General features: G+C 68.1%; 22 protein-coding genes, 1 tRNA gene and 1 pseudogene. 7 read left to right on the top strand and 17 right to left on the bottom strand.

Translation table 11 applies throughout. The features are described 5' to 3' along the window. Window positions 1-11 precede the first annotated feature (11 nt). Window positions 12-920: an alpha/beta hydrolase-fold protein gene (locus tag ABD437_RS28285; protein WP_344651979.1), complete on the top strand. Its 909-nt coding sequence runs from the start codon at window positions 12-14 to the stop codon at window positions 918-920. Here the strand turns inward: ABD437_RS28285 and ABD437_RS28280 are convergent. Genes ABD437_RS28280 through ABD437_RS28270 form a run of 3 tightly spaced genes read right to left on the bottom strand, consistent with a single transcriptional unit; the run spans window position 910 to window position 3,507 of the window. Then, entirely contained in the window at window positions 910-1,776 is an 867-nt protein-coding gene (locus ABD437_RS28280; protein WP_344651978.1) for a spermidine synthase, read from the bottom strand. The genes ABD437_RS28285 and ABD437_RS28280 overlap by 11 nt on opposite strands. A 10-nt stretch (window positions 1,777-1,786) precedes the next feature. Then, window positions 1,787-2,584, bottom strand: a complete 798-nt coding sequence (locus ABD437_RS28275) for a hypothetical protein (RefSeq protein ID WP_344651977.1) — start codon at window positions 2,582-2,584, stop codon at window positions 1,787-1,789. A gap of 32 nt (window positions 2,585-2,616) precedes the next feature. Further along, complete coding sequence (locus ABD437_RS28270) at window positions 2,617-3,507, bottom strand: polysulfide reductase (RefSeq protein ID WP_344651976.1); 891 nt, start codon at window positions 3,505-3,507, stop codon at window positions 2,617-2,619. Between the two features lie 503 nt (window positions 3,508-4,010). Between ABD437_RS28270 and tmk the strand changes: the two genes are divergently transcribed. Together tmk and ABD437_RS28260 are read left to right on the top strand one after the other, a co-directional pair. Continuing rightward, complete coding sequence (tmk, locus tag ABD437_RS28265) at window positions 4,011-6,122, top strand: dTMP kinase (RefSeq protein WP_344651975.1); 2,112 nt, start codon at window positions 4,011-4,013, stop codon at window positions 6,120-6,122. An 11-nt stretch (window positions 6,123-6,133) separates the two neighbouring features. After that, a complete protein-coding gene (locus ABD437_RS28260) occupies window positions 6,134-7,321 on the top strand; it encodes a DNA polymerase III subunit delta' (protein ID WP_344652227.1) in 1,188 nt (395 codons plus the stop codon). A 28-nt stretch (window positions 7,322-7,349) separates the two neighbouring features. On the opposite strand, the gene ABD437_RS28255 is transcribed toward ABD437_RS28260, so the two are convergent. Beyond that, complete coding sequence (locus tag ABD437_RS28255) at window positions 7,350-8,552, bottom strand: LPXTG cell wall anchor domain-containing protein (protein ID WP_344651974.1); 1,203 nt, start codon at window positions 8,550-8,552, stop codon at window positions 7,350-7,352. 236 nt (window positions 8,553-8,788) lie between these two features. Between ABD437_RS28255 and ABD437_RS28250 the strand changes: the two genes are divergently transcribed. Then, window positions 8,789-9,601: a PSP1 domain-containing protein gene (locus ABD437_RS28250; protein WP_344651973.1), complete on the top strand. Its 813-nt coding sequence runs from the start codon at window positions 8,789-8,791 to the stop codon at window positions 9,599-9,601. 8 nt (window positions 9,602-9,609) lie between these two features. Continuing rightward, window positions 9,610-10,188, top strand: a complete 579-nt coding sequence (locus ABD437_RS28245; RefSeq protein WP_344651972.1) for an NUDIX hydrolase — start codon at window positions 9,610-9,612, stop codon at window positions 10,186-10,188. Window positions 10,189-10,227: 39 nt separating this feature from the next. Here the strand turns inward: ABD437_RS28245 and ABD437_RS28240 are convergent, their stop codons facing one another. Together ABD437_RS28240 and ABD437_RS28235 are read right to left on the bottom strand one after the other, a co-directional pair. Next, complete coding sequence (locus ABD437_RS28240) at window positions 10,228-10,554, bottom strand: hypothetical protein (protein ID WP_344651971.1); 327 nt, start codon at window positions 10,552-10,554, stop codon at window positions 10,228-10,230. Window positions 10,555-10,669: 115 nt separating this feature from the next. Continuing rightward, window positions 10,670-10,873: a DUF1737 domain-containing protein gene (locus ABD437_RS28235; protein ID WP_344651970.1), complete on the bottom strand. Its 204-nt coding sequence runs from the start codon at window positions 10,871-10,873 to the stop codon at window positions 10,670-10,672. Between the two features lie 109 nt (window positions 10,874-10,982). Here ABD437_RS28235 and ABD437_RS28230 point away from each other — a divergent pair. Further along, a tRNA-Thr gene (locus tag ABD437_RS28230) sits at window positions 10,983-11,056 on the top strand. A 106-nt stretch (window positions 11,057-11,162) separates the two neighbouring features. On the opposite strand, the gene ABD437_RS28225 is transcribed toward ABD437_RS28230, so the two are convergent. The 10 genes and pseudogenes from ABD437_RS28225 to ABD437_RS28185 form a co-directional block, all read right to left on the bottom strand. Then, window positions 11,163-12,506 (bottom strand): sigma factor-like helix-turn-helix DNA-binding protein, encoded by a 1,344-nt coding sequence (locus tag ABD437_RS28225; RefSeq protein WP_344651969.1) that lies wholly within the window; start codon window positions 12,504-12,506, stop codon window positions 11,163-11,165. Window positions 12,507-12,519: 13 nt separating this feature from the next. Further along, window positions 12,520-13,119, bottom strand: coding sequence for a hypothetical protein (locus ABD437_RS28220; protein ID WP_344651968.1), 600 nt, complete (start codon window positions 13,117-13,119; stop codon window positions 12,520-12,522). Beyond that, window positions 13,116-14,786: a DEAD/DEAH box helicase family protein gene (locus ABD437_RS28215; RefSeq protein WP_344651967.1), complete on the bottom strand. Its 1,671-nt coding sequence runs from the start codon at window positions 14,784-14,786 to the stop codon at window positions 13,116-13,118. The genes ABD437_RS28220 and ABD437_RS28215 overlap by 4 nt, the downstream gene beginning before the upstream one ends. Then, on the bottom strand, window positions 14,783-17,128 hold the full coding sequence (locus ABD437_RS28210) for an ATP-binding protein (RefSeq protein ID WP_344651966.1): 2,346 nt from the start codon (window positions 17,126-17,128) through the stop codon (window positions 14,783-14,785). Before ABD437_RS28210 ends, ABD437_RS28215 begins: the two co-directional genes overlap by 4 nt. Window positions 17,129-17,566: 438 nt before the next feature. Further along, window positions 17,567-18,364: a very short patch repair endonuclease gene (locus ABD437_RS28205; RefSeq protein ID WP_344651965.1), complete on the bottom strand. Its 798-nt coding sequence runs from the start codon at window positions 18,362-18,364 to the stop codon at window positions 17,567-17,569. After that, window positions 18,361-19,710, bottom strand: coding sequence for a DNA cytosine methyltransferase (locus ABD437_RS28200; protein ID WP_425558268.1), 1,350 nt, complete (start codon window positions 19,708-19,710; stop codon window positions 18,361-18,363). Before ABD437_RS28200 ends, ABD437_RS28205 begins: the two co-directional genes overlap by 4 nt. Window positions 19,711-21,016: 1,306 nt before the next feature. Then, window positions 21,017-21,247, bottom strand: a pseudogene (locus ABD437_RS43240) (DUF6339 family protein); the annotation flags it as partial. Between the two features lie 40 nt (window positions 21,248-21,287). Continuing rightward, complete coding sequence (locus ABD437_RS28195) at window positions 21,288-22,976, bottom strand: DNA methyltransferase (protein WP_344651963.1); 1,689 nt, start codon at window positions 22,974-22,976, stop codon at window positions 21,288-21,290. A 10-nt stretch (window positions 22,977-22,986) separates the two neighbouring features. Continuing rightward, entirely contained in the window at window positions 22,987-24,081 is a 1,095-nt protein-coding gene (locus tag ABD437_RS28190) for a sensor histidine kinase (protein ID WP_344651962.1), read from the bottom strand. Then, window positions 24,078-24,734, bottom strand: a complete 657-nt coding sequence (locus ABD437_RS28185; RefSeq protein WP_344651961.1) for a response regulator transcription factor — start codon at window positions 24,732-24,734, stop codon at window positions 24,078-24,080. Before ABD437_RS28185 ends, ABD437_RS28190 begins: the two co-directional genes overlap by 4 nt. Before the next feature lie 132 nt (window positions 24,735-24,866). Between ABD437_RS28185 and ABD437_RS28180 the strand changes: the two genes are divergently transcribed. Continuing rightward, window positions 24,867-25,490: a hypothetical protein gene (locus ABD437_RS28180; RefSeq protein WP_344651960.1), complete on the top strand. Its 624-nt coding sequence runs from the start codon at window positions 24,867-24,869 to the stop codon at window positions 25,488-25,490. A 50-nt stretch (window positions 25,491-25,540) separates the two neighbouring features. On the opposite strand, the gene ABD437_RS28175 is transcribed toward ABD437_RS28180, so the two are convergent. Further along, the gene (locus ABD437_RS28175; RefSeq protein ID WP_344651959.1) at window positions 25,541-26,776 is read right to left on the bottom strand and encodes an acyl-CoA dehydrogenase family protein; all 1,236 of its coding nucleotides are present in this window, start codon (window positions 26,774-26,776) and stop codon (window positions 25,541-25,543) included. Window positions 26,777-26,802 lie beyond the last annotated feature (26 nt).

The following is a 26,802-nucleotide window of genomic DNA, read 5'->3' as shown; positions in this document are numbered from 1 at the left end:
GTCTGCTCATCGTGGTGAGCAGACGGGCGGTACTGGGCACGGGCGTCGCCGGACTCGGGCTGCTCGCCGCCGGTGGAGTCGGTCTGGTCGGTACCGGTGTCGTGCCCGGTGAATCCCGGCTCCGCCGCGCGCTCGGAGCCTGCGACGTCTACGCGCCGGACCCGAAGACGGAGCCCGGTGACGTCGTCGGCGGGCAGTTCCGGTCGGCGCATCGCCGCGCGACGGTGCGCTACCAGATCGCGTACCCGCCGGGCTTCGCGGCCGGCAGCTCGCTCCCGGTCTGCCTGGTGCTGCACGGCTACGGCGGCGACGAGCGCGTGCTCGGCGCGGAGATCGCCCTGCCCGGATACCTCGCCGACGTCGTCGCGGACGGCGTTCCGGCGTTCGCGCTGGCCGCGGTCGACGGTGGGCCGCGCTACTGGCACCCGCGCGCCGACGGCGACGACCCGCTCGGCATGCTCACCGACGAGTTCCTGCCGCTGCTGGCCGGCCGAGGGCTGCAGACCGGGGCCGGCCGGCGGATCGGGCTGCTGGGCTACTCGATGGGCGGTTACGGCGCGTTGCTGTTCGCCGAGCTCAACGCGGCCCGGGTGGCTGCCTGCGCGGTCGGCGGACCGGCGATCTGGCGCAGCTACGCCGACGCGCGTCGCGAGAGCGCGTCGGCGTTCGACTCGGCCGCGGACTGGAGCCGGTACGACGTGCTGGCGCACGGGGCGGCGCTGGCGGGGGTGCCGGTCCGGGTCGACTACGGCACCCACGACCCGAACGCGGCGGTCATGCCCGCGGTGAGGGCGGCGCTGCCCGAAGCCCGGGTCCGTGAGTCGCCGGGGTGCCACGACGCCACGTTCTGGCGGTCGACGGCGCCGGGCGCGCTGACGTTCATCGGGCGGACGTTCGCCCAGGTGCCGCTCACCGGATGAGGTGCGGTGGCGGCGCGGGCGGCACCAGCGGCGCGTCATCGGTGGTCACCACCGCGCCGGCGGTGAACTTCTCCAGGTCCGGCCCTTCCAGCACGCGGGTCGGCGCGACCGAGCGGGCCAGGAGCCGCGCCAGGTCGCTGGTGGGCAGCGGGGCCGGCGAGGCCAGCAGCACGAGGTTGCCGTACCGGCGTCCCTTCAGGACCGGCGTCTCCGACACCAGCGCGACGTGCTCGAACGTCTTCCTCGCCGTCGCCACCTCGGCTCTGGCCAGCGCCAGCGGCGGCCCGTCGGTGACGTTGGCCAGGTAGAGCCCGGTCGGGCGCAACACGCGGGCCACGTCGGTGACGAACTCGGTGGTGGTGAGGTGCGGCGGCACGACCGGCCCGACGAACGCGTCACGCACGACGACGTCCGCCGAGGCGCTGTGTTGGCCGGCCAGCACGTCCCGGCCGTCGCCGGCCCGGATCCGCAGACCGGGCCCGGTGCGGACCCCGAACACCTCGCGGATCAGCGCGATCAGCTCCGGGTTGTACTCGGCCACCAGCTGGCGAGCCCCGGACCTGGTCGCCGCCACGTACCGCGGGAACGCGCAGGCGCCGCCGCCGATGTGCACGAAGCTCACGACGTCGGCCTCGGGTTCGTGCAGGTCGACGGCACGGCCCATCCACTGCTGGTACTCGAACTCCAGGTGGGTGGGGTCGTCCAGATCCAGGTACGAGTTCGGGACGCCGTCCAGGAGGAGCATCCACCCGGCGTCGGTGTCGAGGTCGCGCACGATCTCGGCGGTGACGTCCGTCAGCTGGTGGGTGCCGGGCTGTGGGCCGGATGTTTTGTTCTTACGACCCCGCTTCGCCATGCCCTCAGTTCTAGCTGGTGGCGTTCCAGGCCGTCGCGCGGACCGTGGTCTGGCCGTTGGAGCTGGGTGCGGTGATGACGAGCACGGCCATCTTCTGCGTGATGTCCTCGCCGATCGCCTTGTCCGACGACGTGAGCACGCAGACCACCTTGGTGCCGTCGATCGCGATCGGGTTGTCGGCCGGTGCGTTCTTGATGCTGGTGGCGCACTGCGCCGGGCGGATCGTCGGACTCTTCACCACCGCGGCGGTCACGCCGCTGACGAAGTGCAGCTGCGGGGTGCCGTAGCAGCCCATCCGCGGCTTGTAGAACAGGTCGGCGCGGGAGGCGTCCGCGTCGACCCTGGGCTCGTCGATGTCGACGTACCGGGTCATCGTGGAGCCGCAGGGCGGCAGCGTGAGCTGCAGGGCCTGGCCGCGATAGGCCTGGGAGTAGCCGGTGACGCCCAGGGTGGGGCCGGCGAACTGGTCGTCGGGCAGCGGCTGTCCCGGCAGCGGGGCGACGGCCTGCCCGGAGGGTGCCGGCTGCTGGCCGGTGTCCGGCTGGTCGGCCTCCGACATCGCCACGATCGTCTGCAGGTCGGACATGCTCAGCCAGGTCAGCACGGCGACGCCGAGCGCGACCGTGGCGAACAGGGCCGCGACCCCGGCGAGCGCCAGTGCGATCGGGTCGCGCCCGGACGGCTCCGGCGGGGGCGGCCGTTCCTCGGTGGGCTCGGCGAGCAGGTCGAGCAGTGGCGTGCCGGGCAGGGGAGGGTGCGGCCGGACCAGCCCGGGGTTGTGGTGCCCGTGGATCGGGTTGGTGGGCATCGCTCCCCCGTGCAAATAGGTGCAAACTACGCTTAAGTAACGTTACCAAATCGGGTGGCTTCGGCGGAGTGCTGGCCCGCGTAGTGGACGCTCAGCCGGCTCAGGGCGCCGGAGGCGAGCAGCGCGAGACCGGCGCTGACGATGGCCAGGCGCTTCAGCGTCTCCCGCCGGGGGGCGAGGCCGCCGAGGGCGGCGACGGTTGCGCCGACCGTGGTGAGCGCGGCCGCGGCGGTCAGCAGACGTCCGGCGGTGCCGCCCCGGAACGAGACGCCGGCCGAGCCCGGTGCCGCACGCAGCCGGGCCGTGGCGGCCAGCTCCATCGCCGCTCCGGCCACCGCCAGCCGCCGGGCCGGGGCGGGGTCGCCGCCCAGCGTCGCGATCAGCGCGATGCCCGCCGCGCCGCTGATGCCACTCCCGGCGAACAGGAACGGCAGCTCCCGGTAGGCCTCGTGCCAGGCGGGCACCTCGGTGTCGACGAGCGCGACCGCGGTGTACGTGCACACCGCCGGCCCCAGCACGCCGGCCGCGGCGCCGGTCACGGCGGCCGCGACCCGCCAGCCGGCCAGCTCCGCGCCGGCCGTCACGGTCGCCAGCCCCGCGAACGGCACCACCAGCCACGTCCCCAGGCTGAGCGGGAAACTCGGGTCGGGTGCGCGGAGTCCGGCCAGGAACCGTTGCGGTCGGCGGAGGTCGCGGGCCGCGGCGGCCACCGCGGCCAGCGCGCAGCCGGCCGCCGCGAACCGGGACGCCGTCGCCAGCCGCCGCTCACCGGTCAGCTCGGCCAGTGCGGCCAACCCGGCGGACGCTCCGGCGATACCGCCGAAGTACAGGTAGGCCGGGATGTCCGGCGCCTGGCGGACGGGCGTGACCCGGATCGACCGGTGGACGTAGGAACTGGGGACCGTCGACGGTTCGCCGGCCATTGACCGCCTCCAGAGCGTCGGAATCAACTCCAGCTAGCCAATCGGAAGCAATGGCCGAAATTGCAGTGGAAATGCCGCGATAAGCGGCATACCTGCACGTCACTGGTCTGATCGTCCGATCGGGCGAAGCGCGATAACCATCCGGCGCCAATGACTGACCAGTCACCGCAGACCCTTCCGCCCCACTCGTCACGGAGGGTCGCGACCACGGCAGAATGGCAGGGACGAGCGCCGGGGCGGGCGCGACCGTCGTTCCGTTGCGTAGAGGAGTTCGAATGTCGTACAGCCCGCGTCGTGTTTTCCACAGCCTCGGGAGCACCTGGACGTAAATCTGCTCGGGCTACCTGGGCTTGGTTACGCTTTCATCGCCGGCGAACCCCACGTAGCCAGGAGTAGTAGCCATCAGTGCGGACCCGGGCCCACCCGGCCCTCCCGAACCCAGGCCGCTCGCGACCGACTCGTCGCAGATCACAGCGGTCCTGCGTAACCGGCCCTTCCGCCGGTTGTGGCTCACGTTCGGCCTGTCCAGCTTCGGCGACTGGCTCGGTCTGCTCGCCACCAGCCTGTTCGCGGCCGGCCAGGTGAGCGGCCCGACGGCCAAGGGGCTCGCGTTCGGTGGCGTCGTCATCGCGCGCCTGTTACCCACGATCGTGCTCGGGCCGCTGGCCGGGGCGTTCGCCGACCGGTTCGACCGGCGGCTGACGATGGTCGTCTGCGACCTGGTGCGGTTCGTGCTCTTCGCGTCGATCCCGCTGGTGGCCGTGGTGGGTTCGGCGCCGGTCGCGGTCGGGTGGGCGCTGGTCGCGACGTTCGTGATCGAGGTCGTCGGGATGTTCTGGAACCCGGCCAAAGAGGCGTCGGTGCCGAACCTCGTGCCGCGCGAACAGCTGGAGGCGGCCAACCAGCTCAGCCTCGTCGTCACGTACGGTGTCACGCCGCTGCTCGCGGTGTTCATCGGCGCCGGGCTCAACCGGCTGCTGCTCTCGCTCGTCCGCGACGACCCGTCCCGGCTGCGCCTCGACCCCAACGACGCCGCGCTCTACCTGAACGCGTTCACGTTCCTGGTCGCGGCGGTGGTCGTGTTCACGATCCGCGAGATCAGCACCGGCGAGGGCCGGTTGCGCCGCTCCGGCCCGGCCGGCGTACCCGAGCCGAGCCTGCCGACCGCCCTGCTCGACGGCTGGAAGTACGCCGGGCGGACGCCGCTCGTGCGTGGTCTGGTGCTCGGCATCCTCGGTGCGTTCGCGGCCGGCGGGGTGGTCGTCGGGGTGGGGCAGTTCTTCGCCCGTGGTCTCGGCGGGGGCGACGCGACGTTCTACCTGCTGTTCGGCTCGCTGTTCGTCGGTCTGGCCGGCGGGATGGGGCTGGGCCCGTCGCTGGTGCGTGGCTTGTCCCGGCGGCGCTGGTTCTGCGCGAGCATCGGGCTGTCCGGCCTGGCGGTCGCGGTGCTGCCGTTCTCGCTGCACCTCTCGATGGCGATCCCGCTCACCGTGCTGGCCGGTGCCGGCGCCGGGATGGCGTACCTGGCCGGCACGACCCTGCTCGGTGCCGAGGTGCCGGACGCGATGCGCGGTCGGGTCTTCGCCTTCGTCCAGTCCACCGTGCGTGTCGTGCTGCTGCTGGCGATCGCGGTCTCGTCGCTGCTCGTCGGGGTCGGCGGCGGGCGGAAGATTCCGCTCGGCGCGTTCGAGCTGGATTTTTCGGCCGCGCGCGTGCTGCTGTTCGTGAGCGGCCTGTTGGCGATCATCGCGAGTGTGCTCTCATTCCGGGCAATGGACGACAAACCTGGTGTTCCACTGCTCCGTGATCTGTACTCGACGCTCCGCGGGCACTCGCTGCCCGTCGCCGGTGACCGGTCCGGTGACGGGCTGTTCATCGTGTTCGAGGGCGGCGAAGGGGCCGGGAAGTCCACGCAGTCCCGCGCCCTCGCCGACTGGCTGAGCGGGCGCGGGTTCGAGGTGGTGTCCACGCGTGAGCCCGGCGCGACGCCGCTCGGGCGCGAGATCCGCTCGCTGATCCTCGACCACCGGGAAGACGCGCCGTCGTCCCGCTCGGAGGCGCTGTTGTACGCGGCGGACCGGGCGCACCACGTCGCCACCGTGATCCGGCCGGCGCTGGCGCGCGGCGCGGTGGTGGTCTGCGACCGCTACGTGGACTCGTCGCTGGCCTATCAGGGCGCCGGACGGGACCTGGCCACCGAGGACATCGAGTGGCTCTCCCGGTGGGCGACGGCCGGGCTCGTTCCCGACCTGGTGATCCTGCTCGACGTCGATCCGTCGATCGGTCTGACGCGGGTCGGCAACCGGGGCGCGGCCGACCGGTTGGAGGCGGAGTCGATCGACTTCCACCAGCGGGTGCGCCGTGCCTTCCTCGACCGGGCCGCCGCCGATCAGCGGCGGTACCTGGTGCTCGACGCCGGTAGCTCGGCCGGGATGCTCGCCGACCGCATCAAAGTGCGCGTCGCGCCGCTGCTGAAGGTCCACCCCGACGTCAACGAGCCGCTGCCCCAGGCACCGGCGGCGGTCGCCGCCCCGGCCGCTTCGGCGGACGAGGCGGACGAGAACGGCGGCGTAGGGTCGGAAGCCGATTCCAGCTCTACGACGGAGGCGCGATGACCGTCGCTCTGGTGCCCGGCGTCTTCGCGGACGTCATCGGGCAGGACGAAGCCGTCACCGTGCTGGCCCGGGCCGCGGCCGCCGCCGGGCGCATCGTCGCCGGCGAACCCGTGCAACCCGGCGAGATGACCCACGCCTGGCTGTTCACCGGCCCACCCGGTTCCGGGCGCTCGGTCGCCGCCCGTGCGTTCGCCGCCGCGCTGCAGTGCCCCCGCGGCGGCTGCGGCGAGTGCAACGAGTGCCACACCACGCTCGCCGGCACGCACGCCGACGTACGCATCGTCGCCCCCGAAGGCGTCTGGATCAGCGTCAACGAGATGCGGTCGCTGGTGCTGCGCGCGGCCAGCTCCCCGTCGGGCGGCCGCTGGCAGATCGTCCTCATCGAAGACGCGGACCGGCTGCACGAGCGGGCCTCCAACGCGCTGCTGAAGGCGATCGAGGAACCCACCGACCGCACCGTTTTCCTGCTCTGCGCGCCCTCGGCGCACCCCGACGACGTGTCGGTCACGATCCGCTCGCGCAGCCGGGTCGTGCCGCTGCGCATGCCGTCGGCGGAGGCGGTCGCCGGCTTGCTGATGCGCCGCAACGACGTCGACGAGACGACCGCGCGGTGGGCCGCGTCCGTCGCCCAGGGGCACGTGGGCCGCGCGCTGCGGCTGGCACGCGACCCGGACGCGCAGGCCAGGCGCCGCGCCGTGCTGGCCATCCCGCGTTCGCTCACCGGCATCGCGGCCTGCTACAACGCGGCCGCGGCGCTGATCGCGGCGTCGAACGAGGAAGCCGCGGCGGCCACCGAGACGCAGAACGCCGACGAGAAGGCCGCACTCGAGCGCGCACTCGGCGCCGGAGGCACCGGCAAGGGCGCCGCCGCGGCCACCCGCGGCACCGTCGGCCAGATCAAAGACCTGGAGAAAAAGCAGAAGTCACGGACGACGCGGGTGCAGCGTGACGCGCTGGACCGCGCGCTCGTCGACCTGGCGGCGTTCTACCGCGACGTGCTCATGGTGCGCCTCGGTGCGTCGGTGCCGCTCGTGCACATCGACGTCGAGGAGATGGTACGAGCCGCGGCGGCCCGCTGGGAGCCGGAGTCGATCCTGCGGCGCATCGAGGCCGTGCTGAAGTGCCGCACGGCGCTCGACGAGAACGTGAAGCCGCTGATCGCGATCGAAGCGCTGATGGTGACGCTCTTCGAAGGCTGAGCGGTGCACGTTCCCGTCGGGCGTCGATTCAGGCCCGGCGACGCACGGCGCGGATGACGATCCAGCCGATGGTGAGCAGGGCGAGGCCGAGCGCGGCGATCAGCGGCAGGCTGGCGCCGGTGCGGGGAAGGGTTTCCGCGGCGGCGGGAACCGCTGAGGTGGGGGTGACCGGCTGCGGGGACGCGCTCTCGGCCGGCGGTGAGGCCACGTTCTCGCTGGGCGTCAGCGCGATCTCGTCGTTCGCGCACGGCTCGCAGGGGTCGGCCTTCTGGTGGTCGGCTCTCGGGTGGTCGGCTCTCGGGTGGTCGGCCTTCTGGTGGCCGAGGCCGCCGACCGGGACGTGCGCCGAGACGTCCAGGTCGCCGATCGTGGCGTCGAGGAGGCGGTCCTCCGCGCCCACGATCTGCAGGCGGACGGCGGCGGCCGTCGCGTCGACGCTGGTGTGGCCGACCCGCTCGCGGACCGTGCCGAGCCGGACGCGTACGAGGCGGTTGCAGCACCCCGGGCCGTCCAGCGGCACCTCGATGCTCTCGCCGGCCGCGTCCAGGCGGTAGCTACGGCCTTGCGACGCGGTCACCGCGACGATCGGCGGCACGTACCGGACGTCGGTGCGCTCGCTCCCCGCCGCCACGGCCATCAGCGACGGCGCGCGGAGGAACCGGATCGTCACCTCGGTGGAGGTGCCGCGGAAGAGCGTGACCGCGGAGAGCTCGGCCTTGGCCGTGGTGCGCAGGCCCAGCGTCGACTGCCCGGCGACCGCCACCAGCTGCGTCTGCGTGCGGGTCTGGCTGCCCCGCCAGACGTGCATCAACGCCTCGTCGTCCTCCGGGCGCAGCACCAGCTCACCGGGCCGGGCGAGCGCCGAACTCAGGGCGATCGGACCGTCCGGGTCGGCCCAGTTCGCGGTCGCGGTCAGGCGGCTGGCGCCCAGCGTCAGAAACGGCAGTTCGACGCCCGAGTTCGACCGGGTGGCCGTTCCCGACTCCTCGTCGTTGTCGCCGCCGCCGGCCCGGCGCGTGGCCGACGTCGGTGGCGCTCCCGGTGGGCCGGTGAGTTGGGTGGCCGAAGCGGTCGACTCCTCGGCGTCGACAGTGGCGTTCGCCGTGCCCAGCCGTAGTCCGTTGAGTGCGGTGGCGTGCGGCCCGGCGTCCGAATTGGTGAGACGCAGGACGTTCGCGGAGGCGTGGGCTGAAAACGACGTCTGTTCGACGCGGGCGACATTGGTGCTCATGGTGCTTTGTCCGCCGGTATTGATCGTGACTACCCAGACGGCCGTGAGAGCCAATCCTGCCGCTCTGCGGGACCACTGGCGCATAAGGAACCCTGTTCTCCGGAGGGGACAGTACGGGCGAATTAACGACCACTTTTGGCGAGTCGTGACGGTCGGTGCGTGGTAAGTGGCGTACTGTCTACTCTTTGCTGTCCGAATAGCCCCACCTGAGGGGTAGCGCCCGGTACTGTGCGCTCATGGGGATGCTGTGCGCGGTGACTTTCGCCCGGTACGGCCGTCTCTATTACGCGGACCCGGGGGCCTTTTCTCCCGCGGTGGGTGACCACGTCCTGGTGGCGACGGACGACGGCCCCGAGGTGGCCCAGTGCGTGTGGGCGCCGTCGTGGGTGTCGGAAGACACGTCCGGCTTCCCGGTGCTCGCCGGGATGGCCTCCGATACGGACCTTTCCCGCGACAAGCTTCTGCGCCGGAAGAAGGCGCAGGGAAAAGTCGCCGCGAAGCGGTTGATCCGCGAGCACGAGCTGCCGATGAAAGTCGTCGCGGTCGATCACGCCCTGGACGCCAACCGCACGACGATCTACTTCACGGCGCCGCACCGCGTCGATTTCCGATCACTGGTGCGTGACCTCGGGGCGACGCTGTCGGCGCGGGTGGAGTTACGTCAGCTGAACCCGCGTGACGCCGCGAAAGCACAGGGCGGTATCGGCCCGTGCGGGCGTGACCTGTGCTGCTCCACGTTCCTGACCGACTTCGAACCGGTCACGATCAAAATGGCGAAGGATCAGGACCTGCCGCTGAACCCGATGCGTATTTCCGGGGCGTGCGGGCGCCTGATGTGCTGCCTGAAGTACGAACATCCGCTCTACCAGGCGTTCTCGTCGTCGGCGCCGGCGGTTGGTTCGCAGGTCTCCACGCCGTCGGGTGACGGCCGGGTCGTCGGCCGTTCGGTACCCACTGATTCGTTGACGGTCCGTCTGGACGCGGACGGTTCCCGGTGTTCGTGCAGCCGTGCCGACGTGTGCGCGCCGCGGCAGGCGTACGAGGGATAATTGTCCGTATGGAGCAGGTCGATACCCGTGTTGCCTATCAGAACCCTTGGTTGAGCGTCCGGGAAGACACCGTGCGCTGGCCGGACGGCTCCACCGGCATCTACGGGGTCATCGACAAGCGGAACTTCGCACTCGTGGTGCCGTGGGACGGCGAGGGGTTCCACCTGGTGGAGCAGTTCCGGTATCCGGTGCAGGAGCGCTGCTGGGAGTTCCCCCAGGGCGGTTGGCCGCCGGGCTCCCCGGGAGGCTCGGGGTTGGCGCTCGCGCAGGCGGAGCTGGCCGAGGAGACGGGTTTCACGGCTAGTACGTGGACGCGGTTGGGCTTCCTGCAGGCGGCACCGGGCGTGATGAGCCAGTACTTCGACGTGTACCTGGCATCCGACCTGGTGGCCGGCGCCCCGTCCCGGGAGGCGTCGGAACAGGACATGCGCCAGAAGTGGGTATCGAGGTCGTCGCTGGAGCAGATGATCCGCTCCGGCGAACTGCGCGACGCCCACTCCATCGCCGCGTACGGCCTGTTCTCACTCGCGATGGCGGGATCGCGAGACGAGCACGATCGCGACGATCAGAACGGCGATGATTCCTAACGCGGCGATGATGCCCTCGACCGGCATGAACTGATCCTCCTAGGAGATCCGGTGCGTGCCACCGCACCGGGTCGCGAACGGCGTGCCGTCGGCGTCGAGCGCGTAGACCTCGTAGCGGTCGCCGATCCGGAAGTCGACGCCACACGCGTCCGCGCTGTTGTTGGTCCGGACGCTGAGCGTCGGCCCGGCCTCGCCTTTGAGGACGCGCTCGACCGTGAAGCGGTAGGTGACCGGGTCGGGGGAGCCTTCGTCGGGGTGGCCGACACGCTGTGTGGCCGTGCCGACGAAGACGGTGCTGGCCTCGCTCCGCGCCTCGGCCGGTGTGAGCGGCACGCAGTCGCAGGCCTGAGCCGGCGTTGATGTCATCAGCGCGATAGCCGTCGCTACCGCACTAGTCCACGACCCCCGTCGCAACCCCGTGTCCCTTTCGTGCTCTTACCGGCGCCGGTTCTGGCGGCGCCGTACCTGCTTGACGCCGGGTTTAGGGGCGTCGGTAGCGGCCTGCTGCGTAGGCCGGTAGGACTACCGCTTGGGCCACCAGCGTCTGATCTCCGGCGAACGTGATCGCCGGTGACCCGTACAGCTCATAGCCCTCGTCCAGTGCCTCGCTCACTCGTGTCGCCAGCTCGTCCCCGTTAGGGGCAGTCAACAGAATGTAGCGGAGACGTTCCGTAGTGTGGTCCATCCGGCAGCTCCCGGCCGTGAGGGGGATGTGTCCACCGTACGGGGTGCACGTTGAGGCACCTACCGATTCGGCCGTTGGGGGAGGACCCGCTACACTGGGGTCGCACGTTGCCGCCTTAGCTCAGTCGGCCAGAGCGACGCACTCGTAATGCGTAGGTCCCGGGTTCGATTCCCGGAGGCGGCTCCCCTGGCTAGTGCAAGCGCCCGCAGTCTTCGACTGTCGGGCGCTCTCATCTGCGGGCATCGCTGAAGCGAGACCGGCAGACCGCCCGCAGAGGCCTAGCGTCGGCTCACCGGCGGAGCCGCTCGGCGGTCCCGGAAGGCCGGCTTACTCTGGGACAGGCGCGTTCGGCGCAAACGTGCTCAATTCGGGCCGTCGAGTCGTCTGCGCGGAGGAGGAGTACGAATTCACATCCTTCAACCATTCCGTTCTCTTTCACCAGCACTCTCAGGCTGGAGATCTGGGCCGCGCTCGTCGCGCGCTTGAGGACGATCGGTGTGGGATGACCGGTGATGACGAAGGTCCTGACCATGGGGGCCTGTCGCATGCCGAGCTGCCATGTGACCCAGCTGCTGACTACAACGCCGCTACCCCGAAGGATGTCCTTATCCACCGTGAGTCGGACGCCAAACACGTTTCCAGCAGGATCGGCGGCCATCCTCGCCGGCCGTGTCGGGCTGCTTTCCTCGATCGGGGTAGCACCTCGCGCGACCAACTCAATCAGACCGTCTGCCGTCGTGCCCACTCTGTCGTCCAGCAGGCATTGGTGCAGGCGCCACGGGGTCACCGGATAGCGCTCGCCGACCCGCGAGAAAAGAGCATCCTTGTGTAGCGGCCCATGTTCGGTCAGCACAGCGACGAGGGCCTCCATGGCGTTCGGGTACGGAGTGACGTGCAGATGAGGCCATTCGGTCAGCGCCCACTTACCCTCCAGACGGAGCTGCACGAACCTCTCGTCCCGCCTGAGAGCCTCGGCGACGGCGGACTTCCGCCCAATCCCAGTCGGTGCCAGCAACTCCTCCGCTCGGCAGGGTTCGCCATTCGCCAGGAGGAAAAGGTAGGCCGCGTCCCTTCCGCGGGCGCGACGGCGCAGCCAAGTTCCCCCAACGCCGGGCACCAGCGGGCTGTCCGGATGTCCGAGCAGATCCAGCAAGGGGACGTTGTCCGGTACTCCGGCAGCCGCGAAGGTCGCCGCTATGTCCTCCCCACGCAGTGGCGCCTCCTCCACCCCTCGCCGAATTAGCACTTCCAGGGCGCCTGAGCTGCGGGTCCACCAGCCATTTAGACGACCAGCCCACGTCAATGGATGTTCAGCGCCCACAGCTTCGACAAGCGGCCCCACAGCCACCTGGTCACGTACACCCAACACCGACGCCACCTCCGATTGGGGCACGGCCGAGCGCCCCGTGAGGGCGGTTAGCCGATCACGCCAGCCACCCACGAACTCGTCGGCGACGGCGCAGAGATACTCCTGCGCCTTCAGAAGCAACTGGCGGACCCGTTCGCGGCTCAGCTCATGCTTCTGACCAATACTTTCGAGGGTCTTCCCGTCGGCACGATCCTCGATCATGCGACGTGACCGGATGGGAAGCGCAGCGAAAGCGACTTGAAGCCAGTCATCGTCCCTAGTCATGGCGAGCTACCGTTCAGCCATCGGTGACGTGCGCACTGATCAAACCAAGCCGCTTCGCGATTCGCTCGTTGGTCGCCTTCTGGTCTGGGGTGATCTTCCGAACAAACGAGTCCACCGTGCAAATTACCCACGGAAGGGTGTCGCCTCCAGCCTGAGCCGCGATGGCTGCCCAAGCAAGATGCTTGAAGTCGCGCATGGGAGCCCAGGCGAAGCGCTGCTCCATCTCCTCGTCGTGCTCGTGGCGAATCGTCACGCAGAGCGGCTTGATGCCGAGCGTCTCAAGGTCGACGTTCCAGCCGCGACCGAGGGCCTTGTCGACGAGAGCGCTGACCGGAGTGGCCGGCTTGACCACGAGCGGAGCCCATTTGCCCACCCCGTAGGTGGCCCGGATGTACTCCTTCATGGGCCTGTCCTTGAGCCACGGCCGGACGTTCTCCGGCTTCCGGACGAACGGGAGGAGTCGTCCCCCGACCTCGGGGTCGGAGGTCCACGCCTGATAGTGACGCGTGCGTTCAGTGTCCGTGAGATAGGTCCAGTTGAGGTCGGCGGCTCGCCTGTAGAGGAGACGCACGACTTCTTCTTCCAGGTCCGAGGGGATCGCATAGTTGGTCATTCGACTCCAGTCGTCAGAGGGAACTGAAGACGAACCTCGTCCGCCTTCGTCTCAAGGTCCGCCGCGTCCTGGATCCAGTGGTCCATCAGCGACCCGACGGTCTCGTCGCTGAACTGGATACGGGAGGCGTGGGGCATTCGTACGCGCAGGTGCTCGCTCTCCTGAGCCTCCAGCGATCGCCGGAGGTCCAAGGTCGCCGCTACCCTCCGAATGTCGGTCACGAAGTCGAGGACCCTCAGGGCCTCCTTGCCAGGGCTGAGTCGGAGTCCGCGCCCGAGTTGCTGGACGAAGATCCGCCGACTGTGTGTGACCCGTAGGAAGGCGATGAGGTTCACGTCCGGAACGTCGACACCCTCGTTGAAGACGTCGACACACGTGATCACCGGCACCCGCCCGAGTCGGAACTCGTTCAGCAGGACCTGGCGTCGCTGCCGCGGGAGTGCGCTGTGCAGAAAGGACGCGTTAGCCCACGCCGCGTCGGACGAGGCGAACAACCGGGCCATATGCTCGGCGTGCTCGATGGTCTGACAGAAGACGATGGCCCTCGGCTCCGTCGTCGTCCGCCACGCCTCACGGAAGTGCTCGATGATCTCCTCGTCGCGTTGCGGCAGGAACAGCGACTTGTTGAGGTCTTTGATCGACCGACCGTGCACACTGGCTTCCCGGACGGCGTTCCAGTCGACGTTGTCGACGTAGAGTCGGTAGTCGACGGCGGAGAGGAAGCCAGCGGCCATGCCCTCTGCGATGCCCATCTTGAAGCTTGGGTATCCGAACCGGGACGTGATGTCGAATTTATCGCCGCGCCAGGGTGTCGCCGTCACCCCAAACTGTTCAGCATCCCCACACAAGTCGAGCAATTCCGCAAACCTGCCGGTCTCAGCCACGTGGTGCGTCTCGTCGATCATGATGAGGTCGGGTCGGTAGCCCACGCGCACTGCGCCGAGAACGGATTCGACCGTTCCCACCACCACTCCGTCGAGGCCGCCGGGGTGGCTTTCTCCCGTGAGCAACCGTGTGGGAACCGACTTGGGTATGTGCCGCCACATCGCCTTCTCCAGCTGGGCGACGAGTTCCTTCATGTGCGCGACGACGAGAACCCTGGCGTTCGGATTGGTCTTGAGGTGACGGCTGATGATCTCCCCGCCCACCACGGTCTTGCCGAGACCTGTCGCGAGAACGAGCAGCGCGGTGCCGTCGGCGTCAAGGTCCCGGCTCACCGCGTCCACCGCCTCGGCCTGGTAGGGGCGCAGAGCGTACTTCGCGGGAACGGTCTCGGGCATGCGCTCCCCAATCGACCTCAGGGTCGCGCCGTGCCAGACGGTGATCGGCACGCCGACTCCGTTGAGCGCCACGCGACGGGCCTCCGCCGTCGCGTTGATGTCGGTGTTGGTGACGAGGATGGCCTTGTCCGCGCGGTAGCGCGTACGCGCGCGCTCAAGGTCGTCGACACCGCTCCTGTCGACTTTTCCTCCGGCCTTCCACTTGCTTTGGAAGACCCACTGCTCCCGACCGCGTACCGCCAAGAGATCCGCGCCTTGGTCGCCGGCGCCGTCGATCACACGTACGTCGTTGAAGCCGAGGTACCAGAGGGCCCGTTCGACGGCATGCGTGAGACCCGCCGGCCCTCCCTTCAGCAACTCGTTCGCCGAGAGGAAGGCAGCGCTCACTTCTCCTCCGCGAGGTCGTCGGCCAGAAGGCGAATACTCAGCCTTGTCCGCAGCAGCTGGTCCGGAAGACTGGCCCCGGCATAGGTCGCCTGCGTCGCGATATCGGAGAGGTAGCCGACCGTGCGCGCGAGACTGAGCCGGCGGGCGGACGCGGAGGCAACACCCTCGTAGACGCCCTGGAAGACACGGTTGTCCATGAACAGCGAGGGCAGCGACTCGACGAGACGAACCAGGAAAAGGGCGGGTACGTACAGCAGGAACTCACCGCTTGCTCCGAGATCGGTCGTGCGGGCGACCTTGCCGTTGGCGATCATAGTGTGCTCGGTGTAAGTCAGTTCATCGGGCGAGAGAAATTGAAACGCCTTCTCGGGTTCCCCGGCGTGGTCCAGTTCGGACGCCATGCGACGACGAACCTCGGCCAGCAGTTCCTTGGCCTCGGCGCTGATCATCTCGGCGTCCAGAGCGCTGGCGGGCAACGATTCCGTCCGGATCGCCGCGATGAGCTCCGAGTGGCTCCACTCCGAACTCGTCTGCACCTTGAGCAGCACTGCGATCTCCGCGAGCAGCAGATCAGCCGGGTCCGCTCCGAACCTCAGAAAGACCGGATGATCGAGGTCGAGGAAGGCTACGAGGGTGTTGCCGCTGCGCTGGTCCAACAGGACGGGAGTGCGGTGGAGATTATCGTCGGTCAGGCTTCCCGCCGTTAGTCGACGTGCCTCGACATCGAGGAAGCCGACGCGCGGGTGACCGAACGCGCGACTCAAGCCCGGGTAAGTGGTCGAGTTCGTCGTGTAGCGCGCGACGCGCTCCTGCCGTGTCTCCTTACGCCTCTCTGGAAGCCGCGCATGGGTTTCGGGTTCCGTCTTTTCCGCACCACCAGTCGCATGGGGACTCGGACTACCGGTTTCCTCCGCACCGTCGAACCCGAGAGCCTCCATCACGGCTGCCTCGTCGGGCTTTCCGGGGGTGGCAGCGGCCGCCTTCGCGTTCTTCCCCCTGCTCTTGGCCGCCTCGTGGTCCTCGACCGCCTGCCACCAACGCTCATCGGTCTGGTAGTCGGGGTTGCCCCGGTGGAACTCTTGTCCCCACCGCCGGGTGTCATCGTGGATGGGCTTGCGGCCGTCTCCCGGGATCAGGTACCGCAGTCCGGCGTCGTTACGACGGTATCCCTTGAAAAGAAGCGCGAGCGGGCTGGTGTTTTCCTCGTATTCGAGGTTTGCCGCGCGCTGGGGCAGCAGCGGCGCGACCCCTCTCACGATCTCGACGGCCGAGCGCCAGCTGCGGTCGCCGTATTCGAAGGCGTCCTTCTGATACGTGACCGGGACGTGGTCGAGGTGAATCTCCCCGATGATGCGGCCGCCCTGGTGCGCGAGGTCCACCGGATACTCCGGCTCCTCATTGCCCACCGCTCCGTCAGGGTTGCGCCAGGTGAACAGCTGCTTGTCCCAGCGGAGGATTTTGCGGCCGTTGCGCAGGAAGTCGATCCCATAATCTTGTTTGTGTATGTAGCGCTGGATGCCGAGCCATCCGTGCACCCGGCGCTCACGAACGGTGAGGCGATCGCTCCCGCAGTCCTCGCAGGCGTGGCGGTCAGGGAGCTGCCACTGTCCGCAGTCACCACAGGCGAGACCGTTCTCCAGCCTCTGGTCGATCTCGACGTAGGCGGGGATACGCTCCTTGTTGTTGTAGAGGACTGAGCGGTCGTCTCCCCAACGGCAGTGCTGGACAGGCTTTACCTGGAAGCCGCCGACCCACAGCTCGAACGGACGGTTCAGGAAGATCCAGGAGTAGACCTGTCCAAGGATGTTACGTAGGGCTGAGCCGTTCTTCTGCAGCCATCGAGCGCGCGTGGGATGCAGACGGCTGATGACGATACGCGTGCCGTGCTCGTTGGGATCAGCCTTCGGCGCCGTGATGTCTTCGGCCTCGAAGTCGTCTCCGATACGGTCCAGGTCGATCTCCACCCCGATCCACTCGGTGTCGCCCTGGCGCGTGGTAAGGACGCGCGTGCGCTTGCCGAGCCGCGCCGTCGAGACGTTGAACCCCATGCCGAAGAGCCCGAGTTTGTCGTGCATGTCGTTGCCCGACCAGCCAGCCCGCACGGCCCGCTCCAGCCGGTCGTACGTCATGCCGCGACCGGTGTCGGCGATCACGAGCTGGCCCTGCGCGGAGTCGGGGAGCTCGACGCTGACGCGGTACCCACCCGCCCAGGGGATCCCGGATCGATGAATCTCCGTGAAATCGTCAAAGGCGTTGTCGATCAGCTCGGCGATGCACTGCCACTCGTCGAACTCGATCTCGCCGAGCATGCGCAGGACACGCGCGGAAGGAGTGATCTTCATAGGTGGCCGGTCCTCTGTCCTCATCTCGCGTGGGTACACCGAAGGAAGCCCTACCGCGGGCAGCGCTCGGCGTGCGGCTCGGGTAGAGCCGTGCGCGTGATGAAGAGACTAGAGGGCACCACTGACAATCGCGGTGAGCTTCCTTCCGCTCAATGCACCTAGGTCCACGACACGTTGCGTTATCCGGCGGCCAACCGTCGCGATCGCGAGGTCCTTCGACGACCTCTTTCATTGCTGGAAGACGCCGCAGTTCTCGGGAGACTCCTCCCGCGATCCCTGAAGGGCCGAAGTATCTGAAGAGCGCGATGGGCGCGTCGACCTGCTCTTGGGGCTGTTGTTGGCCGAGGTCGGCGTCAACGTGGGAGATGACCTGATCGCGCTCAGCGACGGGCGTATCGTCCCGCGCCGAGCCTCCGCCGCCATCGACGTTCTTCTGAATTACGGCACGTTGTAATCATCCTGTGCCGCAAAGTCGCGAACAGCCGCAGCGACCCGGCCCGCCGCATGTACGGGATCCTCATGCTCCCAAATTCTGATGGCATGCCATCCCGCCTCCGCCAAGAACTGGTCGGTCTGGGCATCCCTGGCCCGGTTTCCATCGATCTTGGTGCGCCAGAAATCGCTGTTCGTGCGTGCTGGGCGGCAGTGATCGGGACACCCGTGCCAGAAGCACCCGTCCACGAAGACGGCCACACGGGCGCGGGTGAAGACAAGATCGGCGGTTCGCCGCACCCTAGGAAGCGGCCGCGTCGAGACTCGGTAGCGCAAGCCCTCGCGGTGCAGCAGTGAGCGGATACGGAGTTCCGGTGTTGTGTCGCGGCCTCGGTTCCCGCGCATCGTCGACCGTGTGGCAGGGGACGACGCCCACGACCCTTCCGGAACAGCGCGCTCTCCAACCATTCCCCGGCCCTTGGCGATCCGCCAAGCCTGTTCGAGATTCGCCGCACGCGTAAGGTGCTCCACCTCCCCGACATACCGGGCGGGTGAACGCCCGCCCTCCGACCAGCGGAGATAGGCCCTGATTCGACGAGTTTTCGGCAACAGCTTCAGTGTGATCGAGGCCAGCGCGTAGTCACCGTCCTCACGCTTGACATAGCGGCCCTCCCGACCACCCGCCGCACGATCCTGTTCGGCGGTGATCGCCTTCCTCGTCCGTCCCTGCCGTCCCCGCCAGGCCATCTCGGGCGGCAACTTGTCCCGCCAGCCCATTTGCCGGGGTTCGGCGGCGTCGTTCACGAGCGTCGTTCCGCGTCGTCGAGTGCTTTCGCTACGGCGCTGGTGAACACCTCGCCCAGCTTCACGGGAACCGCGTTGCCCAGCTGCCTCATACGTTCGCCACGAGGGCCGGCCATGCTCCAGTTATCACCGAATGTCATGACCCGCGCAGTCTCACGCACGGTCATGTACCGGTGCTCGGGGCGCAACTGACCGGTCTTCTCGTCATGGACCAAGTTGTCGAGCTGCATGACCGACTCGCCACCGGGCACACCGTGCACTCCGGCCTTGACGGTCTTGGCCGGCCGGTCTAGTTCGTTAGGCGTGTGCCCATCGTAGATCCTGGCTCCGGGCCACCCGATGTGGTCGGGGAATCCGCCCTGCTCCGTCGTCTTGTCCAACTTGCTGGTGTTGATCTCGGGGAGTCCCATTATCGCGTCTCGAAGGGTGAGCCACGGTTGGAGCGTCTCATCCCCGCTCTCGAACGACAGTTGCTCATCGGCGTAGCGTGAAGTCACCAGATCGATGACGCGTTTCGGAATCTTGGCGCCCGCCTGCTTGTGGCGGTTCCAGTAGGAGCCTTCGAGGATCGTCCGCGCGAGAGCCGCATGGGAGTGGGTGCGGGCGACAGCGCGCTTGACTAGATCCGGGTCCACGGCCAGGTCGGCGCGGAACGCCAGAAGGATCACGCGGTTGCGGATCTGGGGCACCCCATAGTCGGCAGCGTTCACGGCGTGTTGCGTGACCTTGTAGGTCTCCGCCGGATCGGTGTCCCTAGCGTCGAGTCTTTCCTGCAACGCGTGGTCGTGCCTCTGCCATGTGGCGCCATCTTGGCGCTTCACGAACGGCAGGGACAGCTCGCGCTTGATGTACTCGAAGTAGGGCTTGAAGGACGGGCGAAGTAGCCCGCGGACGTTCTCACATATGACGGCCTTGGGGCGGATCTCGCGAACCGCCCGGAACATCTCCGGGAACATGTTCCGCTCATCCTCGTCGCCCTTCGCGACTCCGCCAAGGCTGAACGGCTGACATGGTGGCCCGCCGGCCAGAAGGTCAACATCTCGATCTCTGAGAAAGCGCATGTCCAACTCTCGGACGTCGCCGGTGACCAAGGGAGGGTGCTGGGGCCGTTCAATGGCGCCCGCAGCGTCGAAGCCCTCCGCGCGCTGCTGATCGATCTGGTCCAGCCACTTGGCCAATACCTCGGAATCGATGTCCGCTGGGAACGCCTCGAAGCGATTGCCCTCAAGCGTCTCGCACGCCCTCTTCGCGAACTCGTTCAGCAGTAGGTGCCGGAAGCCGGTGTTCGTGCTGGCTTGGACCAGCCCGCCCCCGCCCGCGAAGAGCTCCACCGAAGTCCGTTGCATTTCCACTCCTAGCAGTTCAGTGCGACCAAAACCATACCGCGGAGTAGTGCGCTTCGCGGCCCACGCGCCGCAGAACTTGTGTGATCTCGGACGCGGTGAACCACGATGAGGGGCGACGAACATGGCGGCGCCAACAGAGAGCCCAGGGAGTCGACGTTCCTCCGAAGCTTTACCCGCAGCATCACGGAGGCGCTCGGCGATCAGCTCGCGGCGGATCTCGCCAAGCTGACCCGGGCTCCCCTTGAGCGACGTGAGCATCAACCAGCTACTGCGGGAGGCCTCGAGGTCCCGGCAGGCAAGGCACACGTTCCTCGACGGCAGTCTCTAACGCATCGACCGTGTCACCATGGCCGGCGGCAATGACCGGCCCCACTCTTCAGGCAAGCACTAGGACCACGGTCGGAACATGCAGGCATGGGTGATCCAGCCAGCAGATCAATCTGGACCTCTCTACCGCTGCCCCGGAGCCTCGGCACGACACGCCCGCGAACACGGAATCCTCGACGCCGTCGGCGTCCGGGCGCTGGCCGACACCGGATACCAAGGCGCCGGCCCATCGGTCACCGTCCCGCAGCGCCGCCGCCGCAAGGCTCCGAACCGGCAAGTACCGGCGCTCTGTCGGAGGCGCAGTAGATCGTCAGCACCGCCCACGCACGGCTGCGCGGACCCGAAGAGCGCATCGACGCAGAGCTCAAGAACCGGAAGGTCCTCCGTAAGATCCGCTCAGGCCCCGACCAGGCCGGACCACCGATCAACGCTGTCAGACTCTCATCCTGGCGAACTGAATTTGCTCACTCCCCGTGATGGAATCAGCCGACGGCGATCGGGTCCAAGCAGGACGGGGCAGTTGCGGGGTCAGTGGCGGTACGCTGACGTGCGTACAGGTGCGCCGCCATCCGAAAAGCACCCTGACCTGCAGCGACGTACGTCAGCCGACCTCGGACCGACCGGCTCGTAATGCGTAGGTCAAGGGTGCGATTCCCTTAGGCGGTTCCATCCGTGAGTAGTGCCAACGCCCCGTAGCCGCTGGCTGCGGGGCGTCGACGTGTAGGTCAACCATGGAGGCTGGTCTTCAATGCGTCTCGAAGAGATCGCACCAGCTGGTAGAGCTCCTGCTCCGATCGCCCGTCGAAATTAATGAATGCGTCGAGACGTCGCAGCCACTTGATGCTGTCCCGGAAAATATGTCTGTCCAATACGCCTGCGGTGCTTCCCGCGTCATCTCGGTGTGCTCGGACGATCGCACGTACAGTGGAGGTGAGGCGCGATGTCCTCACGTCTACAGATGATCTGGTCCATATCGTTCTCACCGAGAACGCCGACCAGTACGGGTACGCGCGCCGGCGTCGAACAGCAGATGCGCGCGTAGCCACAGCCGTGAAAGCGTGTGTCGAGTGACATCGGCGCGGCGGAAGCGCTCGTCGAAGTATCCCTTGGTAGGTGACGGAGGGTATCGCGCAGATGTCGGGACCAACACGAGCCCGAAGTACGACCAGATCGGTCGCTGCGAGGCTTCTGCCGAGGAGAGATCGAACGCGGAACGAAGTGCGGCGGATCGTCAGTGGACGGTGGATCGGCTAGGTCGACGACAGTTCGGCGTAGCGGGTCAGCAGCGCTTTCTGGCGATTCTGGAGGGTCGGGAGATCCGCGCCGAAGGCCTCATCGACAATGCCGTCCAGCGAGGCGTGGGCGGCCAGGAGCGCCGCTGACGTCCTGTCCGGGGCGTACTGGACGGCGAGCGAGGTGCTCGGATCGCGTGCCGAGAGCACCGCTCGACCTGCGGCTGTGATTCGGCGCCGTACTTCGGGGCTCACCGGGGGGAGCGGGAGGGTGTTCCAGACCACCGTGTTGGTGAAGCTCGGGTCGGATTTCATTCGGCCGCCGACCGTTTTTTGCCAGGTCAAGAACGCGGCTGAGGAGATGATTCCGAAGAGGAAGCCGTCTGGGTCCGGGGCCGTGAACAGCTTGATCGACGCTATGACGTCGGGTGGGAGGTAGCCCGCGGTGGCGTACGAGCGGTTGTCGGTGAATGTCTGCGGGATGCCCAGGTACGGCACCGAGGGCTGGCGACGCTCGTGGAACAGATGCGGGGTTGCGGCGGCGGATCGGGTGGCGGATTTGGGGCTGGCTCGGCGGAGTTCGCGCACCGCGTCGAGCCGTGCGGCCAGCAGCGGTGAACGGTACAAGTAGTCCAGCGAGGCGCCCTCGAACCAGAGGCACCACCGTTCCAGGGCGTTGATCAGTTCCTCGCCGCCGTAATAGGGGCGCAGGAACGACGACGCGATCGGGTCGGTGGCTACGTCGGCGTAGTCGGACGGGGAGACGGTCAGGTGACCCCAATCGACCGCTTTGGAGCCAGCCCTTACTGCGGGAAGGTCCGGCGCTAGCGGGGTGCGGCGGGGCGTCACGAGGACGTCGGGTCCGTCGACCAGGTACGCGTTGATCCGCGTCGGGACGGGCGAACGGGTGAATCCGACGATGACGCAATGCACTGCGGCGGCGGGCCAGGTGAACGGGCGTTGGGCGAACTTGATCCGCCAGCCGGCGTCGAAGACCGCGCCGAACAGCGTCGGTACGCCCTGGCCCTGGACGATTGAATTCGTCGCCACGAACGCCCAGTCGCCTTCGCAAAAGGCGGCCGCTTTGGCGAACCATCCGCTCACGTAGTCGAGCAGCCCGGAATAGCGCCGACCCCAGACCCCGCGGAGGTCGGCGGTCTGCTGAGCGCTTCGCTCCTTCGGGCCCACGAACGGCGGATTTCCGGCCACGACCAGCGAAGACGACGGGGCGCACACCGACGCCCAGTCGAGGGTCAGCGCGTTGCCGACGACGATCGTTGCCGGTGGCCCGGGCGGCACCTCGACGCCGAAACGTTCGAAGAATTCACGATTGCAGTCGTGTTCGACGAGACGCAAAGCTTCGGACGCGACGTGCGCGGCTCCGGCGTCGACTTCGATGCCGTAGAAGTTTTCGAGGCGCACCCGTGGCTGCGCGGGTTCGCCGCCCGACCGGGACAGGATCTCCAGTTCGAGCCGGCGCAACTCGCGGTACGCGACGACGAGGAAGTTGCCCGAGCCGCAGGCCGGATCCAGGAAACGCACCGCCGCGATCCGATCCACATCACCCGCCGCTCGCAGCGAATCGAGAAACAGTGGCCCCAGCGTGCGGAGCACCACGGGCTCTGGCGTGTAGTGCTCGCCGTACGCGCGGCGCACCGACGGATCCCGCGAGGCCTGGTAAGCCTCGCCCAGCGTCAGCGGATCCACGCTGACCAGGTTAAGCAGCAAGCGGTAATAGCACGGTGACGACGAGCCCACCCGATTGCCCCGGAGACGCCGAGATGCGGCCTCCGTGCGCTCGAACCACCGCGTGAACGATCGACAACCCGAGCCCGGCGCCGGAGCCCATCCGATTCGCCAACCGTCGAAACGGCTGGAACAGGCTGGGTACCTCGTACCGTGGCACGACCGGCCCGGTGTTGCGTACCTCCAAGAACGCCGCCCCTGACACCACACCGGTGAACACCTCTACCGTTCCGCCGTCCGGGAGGTTGTAGCGCAGTCCGTTCTCCACCAGGTTCTGCACCAGGCGTTCCAGCAGCACCGGGTTGCCGGTGGTCGGGGCTTCGGCCAGCTTCGGCCGGACCGTCACCGGCCCCGGCGACAACGATTCGAGAATGTGGTCGGCCAGATCCGCCAGATCGACGTGGAACCGCTCGCCGATGTCGCGCTCGGACCGCACCAACAGCAGCAGTCCGTCGACCAGACGTTCGTGCCGCTCGTTGACGGCCAGCAACGTTTCGGCGAGCGTCCGCACCTCCGGGGTCGGCTCGTGCCGGTACAGCGCGACTTCCAGCAACGCGCGATTGACGGTCAACGGTGTCCGCAACTCGTGGGACGCGTTCGCGATGAATCTGCGCTCGCCGTCGAAAGCGTGATCGAGGCGTTCCAACATGGCGTCGAACGTGTCGGCGAGCTCCTTGACCTCGTCCTGCGGGCCGTCCATCTCGATCCGTTCGTGCAAGCTGCTCGGGGCGTCCGCAATCCGCCGCGCGGTTTCGGTGACGCGGTGCAGCGGCTGCAGCATGCGCCCGGCGATCAGCCAGCCGAACGCGGTCGCGGCCAGACCGACGATGACCAGCGCAATCGCACCCTGAGTGAGCAGCGCGGACAATGCATCGTCGGCGGTTTCCTTGACCAGCTCGACCTTCGGCGCCTCACCGGCAGGGCTGCTGGCGCGCACCGCCGCCCCGCTGGTCGGCAAACGTTGCGCGACCAGCGCGTACGTGACGCCCAGCAGCAGAGTGCCCGAAAGCAGGAACAGCCCGCCGTAAACCAGCGAGAGCCGCAGCCGAATCGTCAGCCGGTTCATGGGATGCGGTACCCGACACCAGCTTCGGTGAGCACTACCGGCGGCTCGCCAAGTTTGCGTCGAAGCTTCAGAATTGTGAGCCGCACCGCGTTCGTGAACGGGTCCGCGTTCTCGTCCCAGGCCTTCTCCAGCAACTGTTCGGCCGAGACCGGCGTGCCGTCGGCTCGCAACAGCTCGGTCAGCACCGCGAACTCCTTCCGGGACAGCGGCACGTACCGGCCGTCCCGGAACACCTCGCGGCGGTGCGGATCGAGCCGGATGCCCGCTCGCTGCAACACCGCCGGTGCCGCTGGCCGCGCGCGTCGCCCCAGCGCCGTGACCCGCGCGGCGAGTTCCCGGAACGCGAACGGCTTCGGCAGGTAGTCGTCCGCGCCGAGGGCGAGACCGGTGACCCGGTCATCGATCTCCGCTGCCGCGGTCAACATCAATATTCGGACGTCAGGGCGCTGCGCGGCGACCGCGCGGCAGACGTCGTCGCCATGGATTTTCGGCAGGTCACGATCGAGCACGACGACGTCGTAATCGTTGATGTCGACGCGCTCGAGTGCGGTGGCACCGTCGAGCGCGATGTCGACGGCGTGCGCCTCGCCGCGTAACCACTCGGCGACGGCGTCGGCCAGTAGCGATTCATCCTCGGCCACCAGGATCCGCATCTCTCCATAGTGACCTGCCAGCGCATTTCCTCGACGTTTCCGAATGTGGAAACGATCGGGAAGCACGCCGATGGCTCCAATTCGAGGCGCGGACGCCGCACGACGTCCGCTCGTCGAATCGAAAAGGAGTGAGTGATGCGCCTGAAGCTAGGTGTGGTGGTGGGCGTGATGACCGTCTTGGCGCTGGCCGGTGGCGGGAGCGCGGCGATGGCGTCCGAGGGCGGGGGTCCGACGCACGACAGCTCGTCCGAGCCTGGCGACCGCGTTGCTTCGATCGGTATCGCGAGCGTGAAGCCGATCTCTTCCGCGGAGATCAAGAAGTTCACCACGTGCATGCGTGCCAACGGACTTCCGGACTTCGAGGCGCCGACGGTGACACCGCCGAGCGGTGACGAACCGGGCCGAGTTGAGTCGGTGTTGCCGAAAGACGTCGACCCGGAGGTTGCCCGTAAGGCGACCGAGAAGTGTGCTCCGGCGAAGCCCCGGCCGTCGGCCGCTCAGGTGAAGAAGCTCAAGCGGTACGCGAAGTGCATGCGTGAAAACGGTGTCGAAAACTTCCCGACGCCCAGCGCGGACGGGTCGTTGCGGCTGAGCAAGGACGACGTCGACCCGGAGAGTGACGATTTCAAGGCCGCTGAGGAAGCCTGCAAGAAGTACGCGCCCGCGCGTCGGGTGAAGGAGCGCCACCACGCGAGCGGCGGCGAGCGGGCCGATGGCGGACCGGTTCTGTACTCCCGAGCCGGCGCTCACCACTGAGTCTTTTTGTCGAGTTGGTCTCCACGGAGCGCGTGGAGACCAACTCGGCGTCAGAAGTTCCAGGCCGGGGGCAGTACCGGCTCGGTGCGTAGCTCGGCCTTGGCGATCGAGCGCAAATGCACCTCGTCGGGGCCGTCGAACAGGCGCATTGCCCGGTGCCAGGCGTACATCCAGGCCAGCGGCGTGGTCTCGCTGACGCCGGCGCCGCCGTGCACCTGGATCGCACGATCGATCACGTTGGTGGCGGCGCGGGGCACGGCGACCTTGGCCAGCGAGACCAGGTTTCGAGCGGCTTTGTTGCCGGCCTCGTCGATCGTCGCGCAGGCCAAGTGGCAGATCACGCGGGCCTGCTCGATCTCCAGCCGGGACTCGGCGATCTGTTGCTGGACGACACCCTGGTCAGCGAGCGGGCCGCCGAACGCGTGGCGGGACTTCGCTCGCGACACCATGAGCGCGAGAGCCCGCTCGGCGGCGCCCAGCGCACGCATGCAGTGGTGGATGCGGCCCGGGCCGAGGCGAGCCTGCGCCGCGGCGAACCCGCCGCCCTCCTCGCCGATCACGTTCGTCACCGGTACCCGCACGTCGACGAACTCGACCTCGGGGTGACCGTGCTGGTCCCAGTGGCCGAGCACGGAGTGGTCACGAACGATCCGGACGCCGGGTGTGCTCCGCGGGACCAGCACCATCGTCTGCTGCCGATGGCTCGGCGCGTCCGGATCGGTTTTGCCCATCAGGATGAAGAACGCGCAGCGCGAATCGGCCGCGCCGCTGGTCCACCATTTGCGACCGTTGATGACGTACTCGTCGCCGTCGCGGACGATGCGCGTGCTGATGTTCGTGGCGTCGCTGCTGGCGACGTCGGGCTCGGTCATCGCGAACGCGGACCGGATCTGCCCGGCGAGCAGCGGCTCGAGCCACTGCTTCTTCTGCTCGTCGGTGCCGAGCAGGTGCAGCAACTCCATGTTGCCCGTATCGGGCGCCTGGCAGTTGATCGCTTCCGGCGCGATGTCGTTGACCCAGCCGGACAACTCGGCGATCGGCGCGTACTCCAGCTGCGTGAGGCCGGACTCGGACGGCAGGAAGAGGTTCCAGAGGCCGAGCTTCTTCGCGGTTTCCTTCAGCTCCTCGACGACCGGTGGCACCTCGTGGTCGTCAGGGCCGGCGCCGTGGCGAGCCTCGATGTACCGGGCCTCGGCGGGCAGCACGTGATCCCGAAGGAAGCCGACCATGCGTTTGCGCAGCTCCACCGCGCGTTCGGAGGGAGCCGGCAGGGCCGTGGCGGTCATCATTGGCCTCCTGAACAGACCGATCG

The organism is Cryptosporangium japonicum, assembly GCF_039524755.1.
GTDB lineage: Bacteria > Actinomycetota > Actinomycetes > Mycobacteriales > Cryptosporangiaceae > Cryptosporangium > Cryptosporangium japonicum.
This window is presented reverse-complemented; position numbering and strand designations above follow the sequence as displayed.